This window comes from Bacillus cereus group sp. MYBK216-1, from assembly GCF_051916495.1.
Classification (GTDB): domain Bacteria; phylum Bacillota; class Bacilli; order Bacillales; family Bacillaceae_G; genus Bacillus_A; species Bacillus_A thuringiensis_K.
On the sequence record NZ_JBQAGT010000001.1, the window covers coordinates 464,166 to 479,404 of the forward strand.

A 15,239-nucleotide genomic window follows, 5' to 3' on the forward strand; every position below is an offset into this window, starting at 1 on the left:
CTTTTTTAAAGGAATTTGTAACAAATTGTAGAATATAAGGAGCTGAAAGGGTGTGATTACGATATTTATCGCTAAAAGAGAAAACGGAGAAAAAATTCATTTACTCTACAATTGTAATGAAGAGCTTTTGCGCCGTATGCGTCAACAGGAACGATTCTTTTGTGTAGCTTGTGGAAAGGAAGTACAAATGAAATTAGGGAAACAAAAAAGTTGGCATTTTGCTCATAAAAAAGTGGATTCATGTCTTGCCTTTTATGAAGCGGAATCTATGTATCATAGGCACGGTAAAGAATTGTTATATAAATGGTTCAAACGTCAAAACTTTCATGTAGATATAGAGCGTTATATGCCAGAGATTCAGCAACGGCCAGATATTTTTATAGAGAGAGCAGGGAGAAAAATTGCGATTGAATACCAATGCGCAAACCTTTCTATAGAGCAGCTGTACAAACGAACATATTCGTATTGGCGAGCGGGTATACAGGTCATTTGGATCATTGGTGGAAATCAATTGAAAAAGCAATCTGCATATTGGATGAAATTCTCCTCACTTATGGCTTTCTCCTTACAATCTTATCCTCAACCATTTCTTATTTTCTTCTGTTCCAAACAAAAATCATTTATGAAATGCGCGTTTCTTACTTCATTTTCTACAAGCGTCTCTTTCTCACATACTATATATTTACCAACTGAAACGACTACTTTTGAACTACTCTTTTCCTCTGTTCCTTTCCAAAAAGAAATATTAGACCGAGAATGGAAGCAACGAAAGGACTATTTTCGAAAAAATGCTTTGCCTATTTGGAATTATAATTATAAGTCACTATTACGCTTTTTATATCAATGTAAATGTACCCCAGCAAATTTTCCTTCTGAAATTGGTGTGCCGCTCCCATCCTCATTTGCTTTTCAAACAAATCCATTTATATGGCAAGCATTTCTATATATGAAGTGTATAGGTGAGCTTGCGGTAGGGGATTGTATTTCTATTCAATATGTGTGTAGTTATGTAAAAAAGTATACGAAAAGGCGTATGCTCCCGTACTTTTCAAAGCATATATGGAAAGTAGCAGTTACTGAATATATGACATTTTTATGTTATACAGGTGTATTACGTAAAGTGGAGGCTTATAAGTACCGGAAAATAAGGGGGATCGTTATGTTAAAAACAGAGGAGGAAGTTATGAAATATGATGAAACTTGTTTAGCGTATGCCTTATCTTTATTTGAGGAAAAGTACAACATGAGAGAAGGAAAAGGGGATATAATAAAGACTGATTGTGAAGGAATTACATAAGAAAAAAACGAATTGTACTTAAGTAGAGATATTTAAAGGAGGGCTTAAAGAATGTCTGAACAAAACAAAGCGAAAACATTACCAGATCGCAATGAGATTGAAGAAGCAAGTACGTGGCGATTAGAAGATATTTTCCAAACAGATGCAGAATGGGAAAAAGAATTCCAAGCTATTAAGGAGCTATTACCGAAGTTAACTGAATTTAAAGGGAAACTTGGTGATTCTGCGGACAATTTACTTGAGACATTGCAATATGAAGATGAAATTTCAATGCGATTAGGTAAGCTCTATACATATGCTCATATGCGTTACGATCAAGATACAACAAACTCTGTGTATCAAGCATTAAATGATCGCGCAACAAATTTATATTCACAAGTATCTAGTGGCACAGCGTATATTGTGCCTGAAATTTTATCTATTTCAGAAGATACACTGCAAACATTTTTGAAGGAAAATAGAGATTTAAGTGTATATGAACATGCATTAGAAGAAATTACACGTCAACGCCCGCACGTATTATCAGAAGCTGAAGAAGCTTTATTAGCGGAAGCATCTGAAGTAATGAGTTCATCAAGCAATACATTCGGTATGTTGAATAACGCGGATTTAAAATTCCCATCTATTAAAGGTGAAGACGGAGAAGAAATAGAAATTACACATGGTCGTTACATTCAGTTTTTAGAAAGTGATGATCGTCGTGTTCGCGAAGATGCATTTAAAGCTGTATATGAAACGTACGGAAAATTTAAAAACACATTCGCAAGTACGTTAAGTGGAGCAGTAAAACGTAATAATTTCAATGCGCGTGTTCGTAAATACGATTCTGCTCGCCAAGCTGCACTGAGCAATAATAATATTCCGGAAGCAGTATACGATCAACTCGTTGAAACGGTAAATGATAACTTACATTTATTACACCGTTACATCGATATTCGTAAGCGTGCATTAGGACTTGATGAGCTTCATATGTATGATTTATATACACCACTTGTACCAGAAGTGAAAATGAATGTGAAATACGAAGAAGCGCAAGACCTTTTATTAAAATCTTTAAACGTACTTGGTGATGAATATGTTGGTATTTTGAAAGAAGCATATGAAAATCGCTGGGTAGATGTGTATGAGAATAAAGGAAAACGAAGCGGGGCATATTCATCTGGTGCATATGGAACAAATCCGTATATTTTAATGAACTGGCATGATAATGTAAATAATTTATTTACACTTGCTCATGAGTTTGGTCATTCGGTGCATAGTTACTATACAAGAAAGACACAACCGCACGTATATGGTGATTATTCCATCTTCGTAGCAGAAGTGGCATCTACTTGTAATGAAGCGCTTCTAAATGATTATTTATTAAAAACGACAGAAGATAAGAAAGAGCGTCTATATTTATTAAATCATTATTTAGAAGGATTCCGTGGTACTGTATTCCGTCAAACGATGTTTGCAGAGTTTGAACATACTATTCATAAGAAAGTACAAGAAGGACATGCTGTTACGCCAGATATGCTAACGGAAATCTACTATGATTTAAATAAGAAATATTTCGGTGACGCTTTAGTAATCGACGAAGAGATTGGTTTAGAATGGTCTCGTATTCCACACTTCTACTACAACTATTACGTATATCAATACGCAACAGGATTTAGTGCAGCGACCGCTCTATCTAAACAGATTTTAGAAGAAGGACAACCAGCAGTAGAACGCTATATTAACGAGTTCTTAAAAGCAGGAAGCTCTGATTATCCAATTGAAGTGTTGAAAAAAGCAGGAGTAGATATGGCATCTCCTGAACCAGTAAAAGAGGCGCTACAAGTATTTGAAGAGAGATTAAATGAATTAGAAGCATTATTATTTGAAGAAAAGTAATGAAAAAAGACGAGGGATTGTATCCTCGTCTTTTTTGTTGAATAGATTCAATGTCGATATTTGTCGAAGAGAAGGGTGGATTTCTTTGTTTTTTCTAACTGAAAGGATAGCTTTACGGCTGACTTTTGAAATTAAAACCCTTTGAATCGTTTTTTATAATTGAAATAAGAGAGTGTGATAACGATGATTCCGAATAAAAGAGGTAAGGCAATAATTTTAGGAAAAGCTTGTAGTAGAGAGAGGATGTACAAGAAAAAAGAAACGATGACAGCTAGAAAGAGAAGAGCAATATAAGATTTTTTCATAAATAAACCCCCTAAATGACCTTTTTTATAGCTTATTCAAAAATGAAAACGTTTAGAATGTGACAAAAGTGTGAAAATCGACAAAAGGGGTTGTCATTTGACGTCGAATCTTGTAATATAATAAGCGTGAACGAATTCACATACAAACATATACCCCTTTGTTTGAACGTGAAAATTTCTCCCATCCCCTTTAATATTTTTATAAGCCGTAAAGAAGAAGACCTGGTGTTTACACCAGGTCTTTTTCTTTTGCTATCCATTTCCAATAACGTTGGCATTTTACTTCAATCATTTGCACTTTTCGTTTCAGTTGTAATTTTTTTAGTTCGCGCTCAATTTCTTGTTGCGGACAGTTATAAATAAATGCTACTTCTTTTGAAGATATAAATTGTGTGGCTTCTAGTAACACTTCTAAAGGTGGTAATGGTTCTGGCTCAATTTCACATTTTACAAGTTCTTTCAATAATTGTACGTATACATCGTAGGAATAATTTCCAGCAATTTTAATACCTTCTTCATCTGAGTTCGCATGAAAAAAGACGAGGGAGGGTATTTCTGTAATATGCATCTCATTCGTGAATTTCAAGTCACATTGGAAAGCTTTTTTTGCACTAGCAGAATGTAGGTCTTTTTTAAATTCTTCTACATCAATATTGCTATCTTTCGCACATGCAAGTAATAGTTCGCAGTCAGGGTTTGATACATTTTCAAGGAAGATGTATTCTTGGAGTTTTCGCAAAAACTTCGAACCTGCTTTTCGGCCTTGCAACTCCGCTGCCTTAATTGCCATCGAAACTAAATATGGTGTTGACGATGCTTCTTGCATATGTACCTTTCCATCACATGAAAAACCTTGTAAACTTGTTGTCTTTTCCCACACAAATCGAATATTAGCAGGTTTATTCCATTTGTGTGAGGAAGCGTTCGTTCCATCCACTTTTCCTGTTACGATATGACGAATAGAGAAGTATTTTCCGTATTCAAGCCATAGTTTAATAATAAAAGGCTCAATTTCCCAGCAATCTTTACAAAGTGGATCAATAAATAAATATGCTTCTACAGACTTATGCTCGCATGCGGAAGGAGATGGCATATTTATATGCTTTGCTTCCTGCTTATCCATTACACTTCACCTGTTTCGTTTGGAGTATTAACCATGTGTTGAGCGGTTAATGCTAAACGTTCAAAAACAAACTCTCTTATATGACCATGCACTTCAGTATCATCCATTGCTTGTTCCATACATGATAGCCAAGCTTCTGCTCGTTTTGGAGTAATCTCAAACGGGAGATGGCGTGCTCTTAACATAGGATGACCATGTTCTTCAGTGTACAAATTAGGACCACCTAAATATTGTGTTAAAAATTGCTTCTGCTTCCTAGCGGTTTCTGTTAAATCTTCCGGGAAGATGGGAGATAAGTCAGGGTGTTTACTGACGTAGGAATAAAATGTATCTACTAATATTGCAATGCATTGTTCACCGCCAATTGCTTCAAATGGTGTCATCGGTTGCTTGCTCATCCTTTATAAACTCCTTTTTCCATGAAATGTATATCTATTGTAGCAATGGAATGTTCGAGAGGGCAAATAAACAGCTTTCTCAAAGATTCTTTGCTTATTCTACGGGTGTAAACTTTTTTAGTGAGATGTATCCACTAGTGAAACATATTCACTAGTGGAATTTTCACTTTAGCGTGCTTTGTTTTGTTTGGCAAGAAAAAAGCGTTTTACTTTGTTATTTGTATGACGAACAGGTATGTTATGTTGCGTTAATAAATGAATAAATGCAGCTTTTCCTGTTTCTTCATCTTGCACTTCAAATTCAATTTCATAATCATCGTGATTGTAATAGAAACTATGATCAAAGACAAGCGTTCCGCCTTTAAATAATGTTTCTGCTCTTTCTGTTGTTAAACTACCCATATATGTTAAAGCGGAAACAGGAATTTGTAATTTATGTAATTGATCTACTACTGCTCCTTGAATGATTGTGTTTGTTTCCATCATCATTTTTGCTTCGTATTCTGTTACGACTTGATGCGTTTCTAATAAACCGATTTCTGCAGGTTGTTTCAACGTTAACGTATAAGTTTCTCCTTTATGACGAATACGAAGTGCAGAGCCAGCTTCTTTTAACGAGAAGTCAGGTGTTTCAAAGTAGTGATTCACTTGTTTTGTAAATGCTTCAATAGAAAACGATTTACATAATGTATCGAATTCTTCTTTTGTAACGATATTTTTGAATTCAATTTCAATTTCTTGTGTCATTGTATAATCTCCTTTTGAAAAATAATTCTTTACACATTATCGCTTTTTCATAAATTTGGTTCAATGTTTTATTTGTTTGCGTCCATGTTATGATACAATAATACTGTTAAGTAAGACAGGAAGTTGAGATGGAGGAGTTAGAGCATGCAAAATAAAATCCAAGTTAAGAGCGTAGAAAAGAGAGAGAATGCTCTTATTTTTTGTGCGGAAAATAGTGAAATAGAGGTAAAAGAGTTAAGTGCGCGTAATCACGTACTTGTAGACTCAGACAATTTATCATTTTTATATATCTTAGAAAACGAATCATCTTTCATTTATGTAAGTATTCCGCACACATGCTGGGAAGCAATGCATGAAGCGATGAATAACGATGTGGTTATGTTCGTTCGCGTGAATGACATTGAAATGGAATTAGAAGGATTAAAAGAAGAAGTAGAATATTTAGTTGAAAATATTGAAGGTAATGCAAATTACGGAGAAGAACTAGTAACTGCTGTAGAAAAAGTATTTCTATAAGCAAATGGATTGATTTTGGTGGTGGTTGAAATGAATCGAAATTGGGAAGAATTTTTAGCACCTTACCACCAAGCGGTGGCAGAGCTGAAAGTGAAACTAAAAGGAATGCGTACTCAATTTGCAATGTTAACAGAGCATTCTCCAATTGAGTTTGTAACAGGAAGGGTAAAGTCGGTTGCAAGTATTATTGATAAAGCGGAGAAGAGAAATGTACCGTTAGACCGATTGAGAGAAGATATGCAGGATATTGCTGGGCTTAGAATGATGTGTCAATTTGTTGATGAGATTAAGCCTGTTGTAGAATATCTTCGAAAACGAAATGACTTTGAAATCGTGGAAGAACGTGATTATGTCACGCAAAAGAAAGATAGCGGTTATCGTTCTTATCATGTTGTCATTAGTTATCCTGTTCAAACGATTCAGGGTGAACAAAAAGTATTGGTAGAAATCCAAATACGCACGCTAGCAATGAACTTTTGGGCAACAATTGAGCATTCTTTAAATTATAAATATAGTGGACGTTTTCCTGAAGATATTAAAATACGCTTGCAACGTGCAGCTGAAGCGGCGTTTTTATTAGATGAAGAAATGTCTTCTATTCGTCTTGAAATTCAAGAAGCGCAAAAGGCTTTTTCAAGAAAGCAAGAAACGAAAGATTCCGAATCATAAACTAAAGGGTGTTGGGCGATGAAATTTACAATTATGTCAAAGGGAGATCAATCATCAGATACACTGGCAAGCACGATGAAAGAGTACTTGCTAGATTTTGGATTTATAATGGATGAACAGGAACCCGATATTGTAATTTCTGTTGGGGGAGATGGAACGCTTTTATATGCGTTTCATCGTTATTATAATCGATTGGATGAAACAGCATTTGTTGGTGTACATACAGGACATTTAGGTTTCTATGCAGATTGGTTACCGACAGAAGTAGAGAAATTAGTAATTGCGATTGCGAAAACACCATTCCAAGTGGTGGAATATCCGCTTTTAGAAGTAATTATTCGCTATGTGAATGGAAGTAAAGAGTCACAGTATTTAGCGATGAATGAGGCGACTGTAAAAAGTGCAGAAGGTACATTAGTAACAGAAGTAGAAATACGCGGAGAATATTTTGAAACATTCCGCGGAGACGGCCTTTGTATCTCTACTCCTTCAGGCAGTACCGCGTATAATAAAGCGCTTGGCGGAGCAATTATTCACCCATCTATTGAAGCGATTCAAATTGCAGAAATGGCGTCCATTAACAATCGTGTATTTCGTACTGTAGGATCGCCACTTGTATTGCCGAAGCATCATACATGTGTGTTAAAGCCAGCTGCGGGAATGAACTTACAAATTACAGTGGATCATTTAACGATGGTTCATCAAGATGTGAAATCAATCCAGTATCGCGTCGCAAACGAGAAAGTACGATTTGTTCGTTTCCGCCCGTTCCCGTTCTGGAAACGAGTTCGTGACTCGTTTGTTGCAGATAAATAGAAAGGGTTATATATTTGAACAGATTTACATTGAAATGGGATATAGGGCTGGCTGAAGAGGGAACTTTAGTTAGGGAATTTTTGAAAACGAAAGGTATTTCTAAAGCCGCTTTAACGGATATAAAGTTTCACGGCGGGGCGATTGAAGTAAATGGGCAACATGCGAGTGTTCGTCATCAGCTGCGCGCTAGTGAAGAATTACGTATCTTTTTTCCAGTGGAGGAAAGAAGTGAAGGGATGATGGCAGAAGATATCCCTTTATACATTGTATATGAAGATGATGCGGTTCTTATCATTAATAAAGAGGCGAACATGTCAACAATTCCGTCTAGAGAACATCCGACAGGGAGTGTTGCTAATGCGCTTTTATCTCATTATGATAAGCAGCATCTTGCAAGTACAGTGCACATTGTAACACGGTTAGATCGTGATACTTCGGGGCTTATGCTTATTGCAAAAAATCGTTTTGTGCATCATCTTTTATCGAAGCAGCATCAACAAAAAGCTGTGAAACGAACGTATGAAGCAATTGTTCACGGAAAGATTGTAGAACGAGAAGGAATGATTGATGCACCAATTGGTCGAAAATCTGATAGCATTATTGAGCGAACGGTTTGTGAGGATGGACAAAGGGCAGTTACTCATTTTAAAGTAATTGATAGTACATATCATAAGACACATGTAGCGCTTGAGCTTGAAACAGGAAGAACGCATCAAATTCGTGTGCATATGGCTCATATAGGACATCCATTACTTGGTGATAGCTTATATGGAGGGAGAAGGGATGAAATGAAGCGGCAAGCACTTCATAGTAAATCTTTGACGTTTTATCATCCTATTTTAGAGAAAGAGATGTCTTTTACTATAAAGCTTCCAAGCGATATGCAAGAAGTGTTGCGGCATACTTAAAAAGGGAACAAAATTCTTATATTATAAAGAATTTTGTTCCCTTTTTTCTTAGCGGAATAATATTAAAATTTGGTTTTCACCCGTACGCTTTATGACGAAAAATCCACTTTCGGCTTTTGTAGCAATGCCATTGTCATTTGGACGACAATATCCATGTGCTTCGCAAGTGCCGTCATCACGTACTAACATTTGTCCAATTAATCCGACAGGAAGCCATTCGGCGCGATCTTTTCTTGCTACATATTTGCAAGTTGGATCCCATTCTGTATTTAAAAGAGGTTGTATTTCTTCTGTTTCCGTCCATACATATTGACGTTTTCCAAAGTTATCTGTTTTATAACGTTTTTGCCAACTTAAAGCCCCGCTATTTCCTATAAGAGCAGGGGTTGCACTAGATATTCCTAAAATGAATGAATCGTGTGAAGTAGCTAACCGAATTTTTTCTTCGCTACTAAATGTAACGAAATAACCGACATCAATAGGGGTAGGATCTTCTGTTTCAAACATTTGTGCAAAATCTGTTCCGCTTGCATTGTAAGACGCGCCCTCAATGTACATTTCTCCATTATGGGCAAGCCATTTAGCACCGATATTATGGTCGGTGTCGTTTACACCATTTGCAATAAACCAAGAATAAGCTTCTTCTGCAGTGCCGAAGCGCCCCATAATATGGCTACCTGCAAAATGAGCTGTTGATGTATGATGACCTTCCGCATGAGAAGAGGATCCGTTAGCGATAGTTGCGGTTCCTTCTGCGTGTGCTGCTTCGCCTAAAGCGATCGTCTGTTTACCCTCTGCATGAGAATAAGAGCCGCCTGCTGTCGTTTCACTTCCCTCACTATGCGAACTATGTCCAGTTGCTTTTGAGTTTGATCCTTCTGCATGAGAGAAAGAACCTTTTGCATGTGTTAATAAGCCTTCCGCATGTGCTGCCATGCCCTCTGCATGAGAGTGAAGCCCTTCCGCATATGCATATCGGCCGCCTCTTTTAACTTTTGTATTTTCAGGTGTAGGTGTCTCAATTATGAGCGGTTTTTCAATTTGTATATCATTCGATGAAGCTAATGCTTCTTTTATTTTTTTTACTTTGTTTATAATAGCAGCTGGAATTTCTGGTTCCACTTCTTTATTCACTGCTACAGAAATATTTTCTTCCGTCTTTTCTTCTGTTTGGTTAGAATGTAGTATCTGTTCATCTTGATTTGAAAGCTGTTTATTTTTTTGTTGCATCTTTATTTTTCTGCGATCGATTATGCGGCTCATCACAGCATTTTCTAAAGAGACATATGTTGGTTTTACTTTGCTTTTTTTTGATGACTCTTGTTCTTCCAGTTCTTCTATCGCTGCAGCCCGAATACTACACCAGTTGTTAATTCCGTACATGGGCAGATATAAAGGGGAAAATTTTCTTTTTTGTTTAGAAGATTTTTTCTTCATTCTGTCACCTCCTGCGACATTATATGTAGGGGAATTAAAAAAAGATGCACTTTATTGCATCTTTTTTTAATTACTTTACCTAGTTTTATATGAAATCTGCTTAAATAATACGATAATCTTTCGCTAAGTAAGGTAGTTATGAAATTGGACGGAATTTCTCGGCGACAAAAGGTAAAGAAGAAGGGACAGAGATAGTCTCCATTTCAGGATAACGTAATCCGGTTAATTTGCCACCAAATACAGCGCCAGTATCAATATTGACTGTCTGATTGATGAATCGAGGTTCTGCCACTGGTGTATGTCCATATACAATCCAAGCTTGTCCCTTGTATTCTTGTGCCCAATCGCGACGGACAGGTGAGCCATCGGCATGCTTTTCTCCTGTAATATCGCCATATAATACAAAGGTTTGTACTTTTTTATCTTGTCTTCCTATGTAATCTTGCCGAATTCCAGCGTGACATACGATTACTCTTTTTTCATCTAGTATGTGGTAGAGCGGTGATTGTTCATAAAGAGTGATAAACTTTTCTTTTATAATATTTTGCTTATGAGAAGGAAGTGCCTCATATTCAGCAACAGTTGTTTCAAGTCCGTGAGCGACTGTTACATTACGCCCAAGGAAAAATCGATATAGTTTATTACAGTGATTTCCAGGAGCGTAATAAGCTTCTTTTTTATGTATGACAAGTTCCCATACAATTTCAATCATACGTAATGAATGAGGACCACGGTCTGTAATATCGCCAACGAATGCAAGTTTACGTTGGTCAGGGTGAACTGGTAGACCGCTACTCCAGTTATATCCTAGCTTCTCCGTTAAATTTTGAAACTCTTGGAAGCATCCATGAATATCTCCTATAATGTCATATTTCATATTTAAACCTCCATCGTATTTTTCATTAGTATATCTAAAAAAGGATAGAGATAAAAATATAGCGGTTTTATGTTGTTCATTTAAATATAAAGATTTTCGTTCTTGAGCGAACATTTAAAATGAATCCAATCGCAATCATGTATGTAAGTAGTGAACTGCCTCCGTAGCTCATAAGAGGTAATGTTATCCCTGTAATGGGAAGTAATCCAATTGTCATCCCGATATTTTGAAATACTTGGAAAGTAAACATTCCGATTGTACCAGCGCAAATGTAACTACCGAAAGGGTCATTACTTTCTAAAGCGATATGAATCATTCGGAAAATGAGTAAGAAAAAAAGTGAAATAATGACACTTGCGCCTAGAAATCCAAATTGTTCAGCGACATTAGTGAAAATAAAATCTGTATGGGGTTCTGGAAAATATACTTGTCCATTTTCCCATCCTTTTCCTTGCATTTCTCCGGATCCAGTCGCTAAGAATGCTTGTCTTAATTGATAGCCTTGTGCATCATATTTGTAAGGTGCTAACCATCCGTAGAAGCGATTTAATTGATATTCTTTTAAAATGTGTGCTTTAAAAAAATCTGTGTGAGTAAAAAAAATATATATTAATGTAGATCCAGCCACGAAAGTAGCTGAAACTAATCCGAAAATAAAACGCCATCGTATGCCAGAAACTAGTATCATTGCTGCAAGCATCGCTGAAATGACCATTGTGTTTCCTAAATCTGGTTCTTTTGCAATAAGTAGTAGTGGTGGCAAGCTTGTCGCAAATATTTTTCCAAGTAATAAAAAATCGTCATGTATCGTTTGGGAAAAATATTTCTCATTATGATTTGCTATAATTCGTCCAATGACGATAATTAAAAACAATTTCATAATTTCAGAAGGCTGAAAATTTCCGGTACCTGGGAGCCTGTACCAAGCGGTAGCGCCTTTAATTGTAACGGCACCTGGTACTTGAAGTTCTAGTCCAATAAGTAGTACCATTGCAAAGCTGTATAAATACCAAGCAATTTTTTGATAACGATCGAAGTCGATAATCATAATAACACCAATGGCTATAAATCCAATGAAATACCATTGGATTTGCTTTAGTACAAAATTGACGTTTTGTAAAAATGGAGGTAAAGAGGCTTGTGCACTTGCAATAGCACAACAACTAACAATCCCAATGGCAAATAAAATAAATAGTAATAAGTAGTCTATTTGATATTGAGAATTTGGATCTTTCAATGTAGGTATTCCTTTCTACTGCTCTTTATAGTAATGGATTTTATCCCGCATTAATGGGCAGTAAGACCCCCACCTCAAAATTCAGGGAAAGCGAAGAAGTTAGGTGGGGGATCAACTGCCCGTAAAAGCCCGATTGGTGAGGGCTGATTAAAGTTTCACTTTATAGTATGAGAAAGAATGTATGAACTATACGAATGATTCACATATAGTCCATACACTTTTAATTTTGCAGAGTAGTTTAATTGTTTAACTCTTTAATAATTATATCCAAACAATGGGAAAGACGTACATGTGCGTCAGGAAAAATATCTAGTTGATGAAGATAGTATTTTAAGGAACTTTTACACCATTGGTAAGCACTAAGTAGAGCTGCTCTATAGTCCATAGTATTTTGTAAAAAGCCATATTCTTTTGCTGTTATAACAAGGTGTGTGAAATCTTCACAACCTTGAAGGAGCTTATTGTGTATTTGTTGTCCAGCATGGTAGCGAAATTGACTTAAAGGCTCAGAAATGTATATTGCATTTCCTTTAGAAAGTAAAGAAATCCATGAGGCCATATCAACACTACAAGAATATTGTCGCTCTTTAAGGGTGCCAAAAGGTTCAGTGAGTAATTTTTTTCGAAACAAAGTAGTCGTAGGCTCACCGATAATGTTGTGCCCGCCCTTTAACATCCAATTACCTAAAAATATCCCGTTTAATGGGGTGTCTTCACTATATAACCTTTGTGTTGGGTGGGAATCACCTATTAGATTTCCATAATCATCAATACGTACTCGATAAGAAGTAACAAGAGCAAGATTTTTATTGGAATCTTGCTCAAAATAGGCCATCATTTTTTGTATTTTATGCTTATAAAACACGTCATCGTCCATTAAAAAGTTTATATACTCACCATTTGATTTTTCTATGAGCATAAGGTCATTGTGAAATTGTCCTAGAGTAGGGGTATTTCGAATATATGTTATATTTTTATAATTTGGTAAGTATTGTTCGCGTATTAAAGTTGCTGTTTCATCATTTGTACTATCATCTCCGATGATGATTTCAATATTTGAATAAGTTTGTGCCAATGCACTTTCTAGAGCAATTTTGAAATAATGAGGCCGATTATAAGTGGGAATAAGGATGGAAACGAGAGGTGGATTTTTTTCATTCATCATACATAACTTCCTTTCAGAAGCTTTTTTTTGTAAGAACAATATCTTGGTAACTTGTATATTCATGTCTGCCGCACCATAAGCCGTAATGCGGCTTATTGATTATTTCTAGGTCGTACTTATTCAATAAATTGCAAATATCTGTCTCCGGATAAGCAACTGCGAAATTCGGAATATCTTTATTTACAACGTAGCAATTTTCAATTCGATGATAAAAACCTAATGTACTTTGTCCTGCATTTAAATAATAAGACGATTCAGGGTTTATAAGAAAGAATGTAATGAAACATCTCCCGTCTTTTTTTAATACACGTACAATTTCAGATACGTAATGTTCTAATTCTTTTGGGAGAAGATGCGTAAATACAGAAGTTAAAAAGATAAAATCGAATGTTCCGTCTTCATAGGGAAAACGATATTGAGAGGCATCTTCTTTTCCTTCCGGATTATAGAATTGATTGTATATGTCAACATGTTCAAAGTGAAAATTATTACGCATAGTTGAAATGTTATTTTGACACCAAGTAATTCCATCTTTAAACAAATCAAATCCATAATACGCTCCATCATCATTTAAGTAATTCATTAATGGTACAGCCATTCGGCCGACGCCGCAGCCTACATCCAATACTTTTTCATTTGATTTTAAAGCGCCAATTTGAATAAAATGCTTTAGGAACTCTTTTCCAACCTTTTTGAAGTCGCCACCTACATATTGGACGAGTTCAGGAGGGGGGAGTAAAGTCATTTCTTTGTTAAATTCGCTCATGAGTATACCCCTTTCTTGTGTGAGAATATGCAGTAACTCTATTAATGAAATTTTCAATTTGTAGTGAGAGAAGACAGGAAAACAATTGTTATATGTAAGGAGATTCCGAAAAAATATTTTGTTGGGTTAGAAGTGAGAGAAGGATGAGTGAAAATGGGATCTCCTATAGATTAAATCTTTTTATTCTTTTCTCCAATAAACGCCAAATACATCAATTTTAGTAATAGGGGCTTTTAAATTTCGTTGCTTTCTAAAGTCTGTCACAGCCTCAGCGCATGGTGGTAGCCCGTAGTCATCGATAATTATATAGCCACCTTTAGAAACTTTATCATATAAGTTCATGAGACCATCCATGGTGGATTCGTACATATCACCATCAAGCCGTGCAATTGCTATTTTTTCAATTGGTGCTGTTGGTAAAGTATCTTTAAACCAACCTTTTAAAAATTTCACTTGATCATTTAGTAAATCATATTTTTTGAAATTCTCTTGTACTTGTTCTAAAGAGACGCGTAAGTAATCGAATGTGTGTAAATAATCACCGTAATCTTTTGGATATTGTTCTAGATTCGGTGCTGGCAAACCTTCAAATGAATCTGCGACCCACACATTACGATCCGTAATGTTGTTTGCTTGTAAAAACCCATTCATAAAAATGCATGATCCTCCGCGCCATACACCTGTTTCAATAAAATCACCTTCTATATTTTCACGAACAACGGTTTCCATCGCCTCTTGTAATTGGTTCATACGTTCTCGACCAATCATGCTATGTGCTGCTCTTGGCCAATCCATTCCATCATGACGTTCACTTTTTGAGACATTTGGTTTTACAATTTTTAAGTTATGGTTTTCGGCATATTGCTTAATGAATAAAGGGAGAGGGACTGTAACTGGTTCGAATTCTAGTTCTTTCGAAATATGTAGAGATGCGGGTAAGTATGCCTCATATTCTAACCATATTTCAAATAAAATTGTCTTCTTTAGCAATTCGAGATAAAGCTGAACAGCAGATTTACTTTCCATATTTGTGCCTCCTGCAAAATGTCATACAACAATATGATTATGTAGGTACTGAATGTTTCATGATTGAATTTGAA

The 15,239-nt window shown here is 35.9% G+C and carries 16 protein-coding genes; 6 read left to right on the plus strand and 10 right to left on the minus strand.

The genetic code is table 11. From position 1 onward, the window contains the following. Nucleotides 1–52: 52 nt before the first annotated feature. The gene (locus ACTFRH_RS02485; RefSeq protein ID WP_000628321.1) at nt 53–1,297 is read left to right on the plus strand and encodes a competence protein CoiA; all 1,245 of its coding nucleotides are present in this window, start codon (nt 53–55) and stop codon (nt 1,295–1,297) included. A 51-nt stretch (nt 1,298–1,348) separates the two neighbouring features. Further along, on the plus strand, nt 1,349–3,175 hold the full coding sequence (gene pepF, locus ACTFRH_RS02490; protein WP_000003360.1) for an oligoendopeptidase F: 1,827 nt from the start codon (nt 1,349–1,351) through the stop codon (nt 3,173–3,175). 131 nt (nt 3,176–3,306) lie between these two features. On the opposite strand, the gene ACTFRH_RS02495 is transcribed toward pepF, so the two are convergent. The 4 genes from ACTFRH_RS02495 to ACTFRH_RS02510 all read right to left on the minus strand — a co-directional run bounded on the left by ACTFRH_RS02495 (nt 3,307) and on the right by ACTFRH_RS02510 (nt 5,748). Next, on the minus strand, nt 3,307–3,480 hold the full coding sequence (locus ACTFRH_RS02495) for a hypothetical protein (RefSeq protein ID WP_000750355.1): 174 nt from the start codon (nt 3,478–3,480) through the stop codon (nt 3,307–3,309). Between the two features lie 229 nt (nt 3,481–3,709). Then, nucleotides 3,710–4,603 (minus strand): ClpXP adapter SpxH family protein, encoded by an 894-nt coding sequence (locus ACTFRH_RS02500; RefSeq protein ID WP_000360646.1) that lies wholly within the window; start codon nt 4,601–4,603, stop codon nt 3,710–3,712. Next, entirely contained in the window at nt 4,603–5,001 is a 399-nt protein-coding gene (locus ACTFRH_RS02505; protein WP_000043384.1) for a globin domain-containing protein, read from the minus strand. The genes ACTFRH_RS02500 and ACTFRH_RS02505 overlap by 1 nt, the downstream gene beginning before the upstream one ends. A gap of 168 nt (nt 5,002–5,169) precedes the next feature. Beyond that, nucleotides 5,170–5,748 (minus strand): CYTH domain-containing protein, encoded by a 579-nt coding sequence (locus ACTFRH_RS02510; protein WP_000191124.1) that lies wholly within the window; start codon nt 5,746–5,748, stop codon nt 5,170–5,172. Nucleotides 5,749–5,892: 144 nt separating this feature from the next. Between ACTFRH_RS02510 and ACTFRH_RS02515 the strand changes: the two genes are divergently transcribed. From ACTFRH_RS02515 to ACTFRH_RS02530, 4 genes are read left to right on the plus strand one after another with little or no spacing between them, the layout of a single operon-like run. After that, entirely contained in the window at nt 5,893–6,264 is a 372-nt protein-coding gene (locus ACTFRH_RS02515) for a hypothetical protein (protein ID WP_001180003.1), read from the plus strand. A gap of 30 nt (nt 6,265–6,294) precedes the next feature. Then, nucleotides 6,295–6,933, plus strand: a complete 639-nt coding sequence (locus tag ACTFRH_RS02520) for a GTP pyrophosphokinase (protein WP_001081482.1) — start codon at nt 6,295–6,297, stop codon at nt 6,931–6,933. Nucleotides 6,934–6,951: 18 nt separating this feature from the next. Next, on the plus strand, nt 6,952–7,749 hold the full coding sequence (locus ACTFRH_RS02525) for an NAD kinase (protein WP_000673195.1): 798 nt from the start codon (nt 6,952–6,954) through the stop codon (nt 7,747–7,749). Nucleotides 7,750–7,763: 14 nt separating this feature from the next. Next, the gene (locus tag ACTFRH_RS02530; protein WP_001079125.1) at nt 7,764–8,657 is read left to right on the plus strand and encodes an RluA family pseudouridine synthase; all 894 of its coding nucleotides are present in this window, start codon (nt 7,764–7,766) and stop codon (nt 8,655–8,657) included. A gap of 48 nt (nt 8,658–8,705) precedes the next feature. Here ACTFRH_RS02530 and ACTFRH_RS02535 read toward each other — a convergent pair whose 3' ends face one another. From ACTFRH_RS02535 to ACTFRH_RS02560, 6 genes are all read right to left on the minus strand, one after another. Further along, a complete protein-coding gene (locus ACTFRH_RS02535; protein ID WP_000730522.1) occupies nt 8,706–10,094 on the minus strand; it encodes a peptidase G2 autoproteolytic cleavage domain-containing protein in 1,389 nt (462 codons plus the stop codon). A gap of 136 nt (nt 10,095–10,230) precedes the next feature. Beyond that, on the minus strand, nt 10,231–10,971 hold the full coding sequence (gene prpE, locus ACTFRH_RS02540) for a bis(5'-nucleosyl)-tetraphosphatase PrpE (RefSeq protein WP_000872696.1): 741 nt from the start codon (nt 10,969–10,971) through the stop codon (nt 10,231–10,233). 76 nt (nt 10,972–11,047) lie between these two features. After that, nucleotides 11,048–12,208 carry an FtsW/RodA/SpoVE family cell cycle protein gene (locus ACTFRH_RS02545; protein ID WP_000654689.1) on the minus strand — a complete coding sequence of 387 codons (1,161 nt, stop codon included), beginning with the start codon at nt 12,206–12,208 and terminating at the stop codon, nt 11,048–11,050. Nucleotides 12,209–12,446: 238 nt separating this feature from the next. Next, entirely contained in the window at nt 12,447–13,373 is a 927-nt protein-coding gene (locus ACTFRH_RS02550; protein ID WP_002163893.1) for a glycosyltransferase family 2 protein, read from the minus strand. 13 nt (nt 13,374–13,386) lie between these two features. Beyond that, the gene (locus ACTFRH_RS02555; protein ID WP_001288764.1) at nt 13,387–14,139 is read right to left on the minus strand and encodes a class I SAM-dependent methyltransferase; all 753 of its coding nucleotides are present in this window, start codon (nt 14,137–14,139) and stop codon (nt 13,387–13,389) included. A 180-nt stretch (nt 14,140–14,319) separates the two neighbouring features. After that, a complete protein-coding gene (locus ACTFRH_RS02560; RefSeq protein ID WP_000444379.1) occupies nt 14,320–15,165 on the minus strand; it encodes a TylF/MycF family methyltransferase in 846 nt (281 codons plus the stop codon). Between the last annotated feature and the right edge of the window lie 74 nt (nt 15,166–15,239).

Coding starts and splice junctions, on each gene's coding strand:
- ACTFRH_RS02550 (WP_002163893.1), bottom strand. CDS start 13,373: ATGATGAATGAAAAAAATCCACCTCTCGTTTCCATCCTTATTCCCACT.
- ACTFRH_RS02520 (WP_001081482.1), top strand. CDS start 6,295: ATGAATCGAAATTGGGAAGAATTTTTAGCACCTTACCACCAAGCGGTG.
- ACTFRH_RS02505 (WP_000043384.1), bottom strand. CDS start 5,001: ATGAGCAAGCAACCGATGACACCATTTGAAGCAATTGGCGGTGAACAA.
- ACTFRH_RS02500 (WP_000360646.1), bottom strand. CDS start 4,603: ATGGATAAGCAGGAAGCAAAGCATATAAATATGCCATCTCCTTCCGCA.
- ACTFRH_RS02510 (WP_000191124.1), bottom strand. CDS start 5,748: ATGACACAAGAAATTGAAATTGAATTCAAAAATATCGTTACAAAAGAA.
- ACTFRH_RS02515 (WP_001180003.1), top strand. CDS start 5,893: ATGCAAAATAAAATCCAAGTTAAGAGCGTAGAAAAGAGAGAGAATGCT.
- ACTFRH_RS02535 (WP_000730522.1), bottom strand. CDS start 10,094: ATGAAGAAAAAATCTTCTAAACAAAAAAGAAAATTTTCCCCTTTATAT.
- ACTFRH_RS02525 (WP_000673195.1), top strand. CDS start 6,952: ATGAAATTTACAATTATGTCAAAGGGAGATCAATCATCAGATACACTG.
- ACTFRH_RS02555 (WP_001288764.1), bottom strand. CDS start 14,139: ATGAGCGAATTTAACAAAGAAATGACTTTACTCCCCCCTCCTGAACTC.
- ACTFRH_RS02560 (WP_000444379.1), bottom strand. CDS start 15,165: ATGGAAAGTAAATCTGCTGTTCAGCTTTATCTCGAATTGCTAAAGAAG.
- pepF (WP_000003360.1), top strand. CDS start 1,349: ATGTCTGAACAAAACAAAGCGAAAACATTACCAGATCGCAATGAGATT.
- ACTFRH_RS02495 (WP_000750355.1), bottom strand. CDS start 3,480: ATGAAAAAATCTTATATTGCTCTTCTCTTTCTAGCTGTCATCGTTTCT.
- prpE (WP_000872696.1), bottom strand. CDS start 10,971: ATGAAATATGACATTATAGGAGATATTCATGGATGCTTCCAAGAGTTT.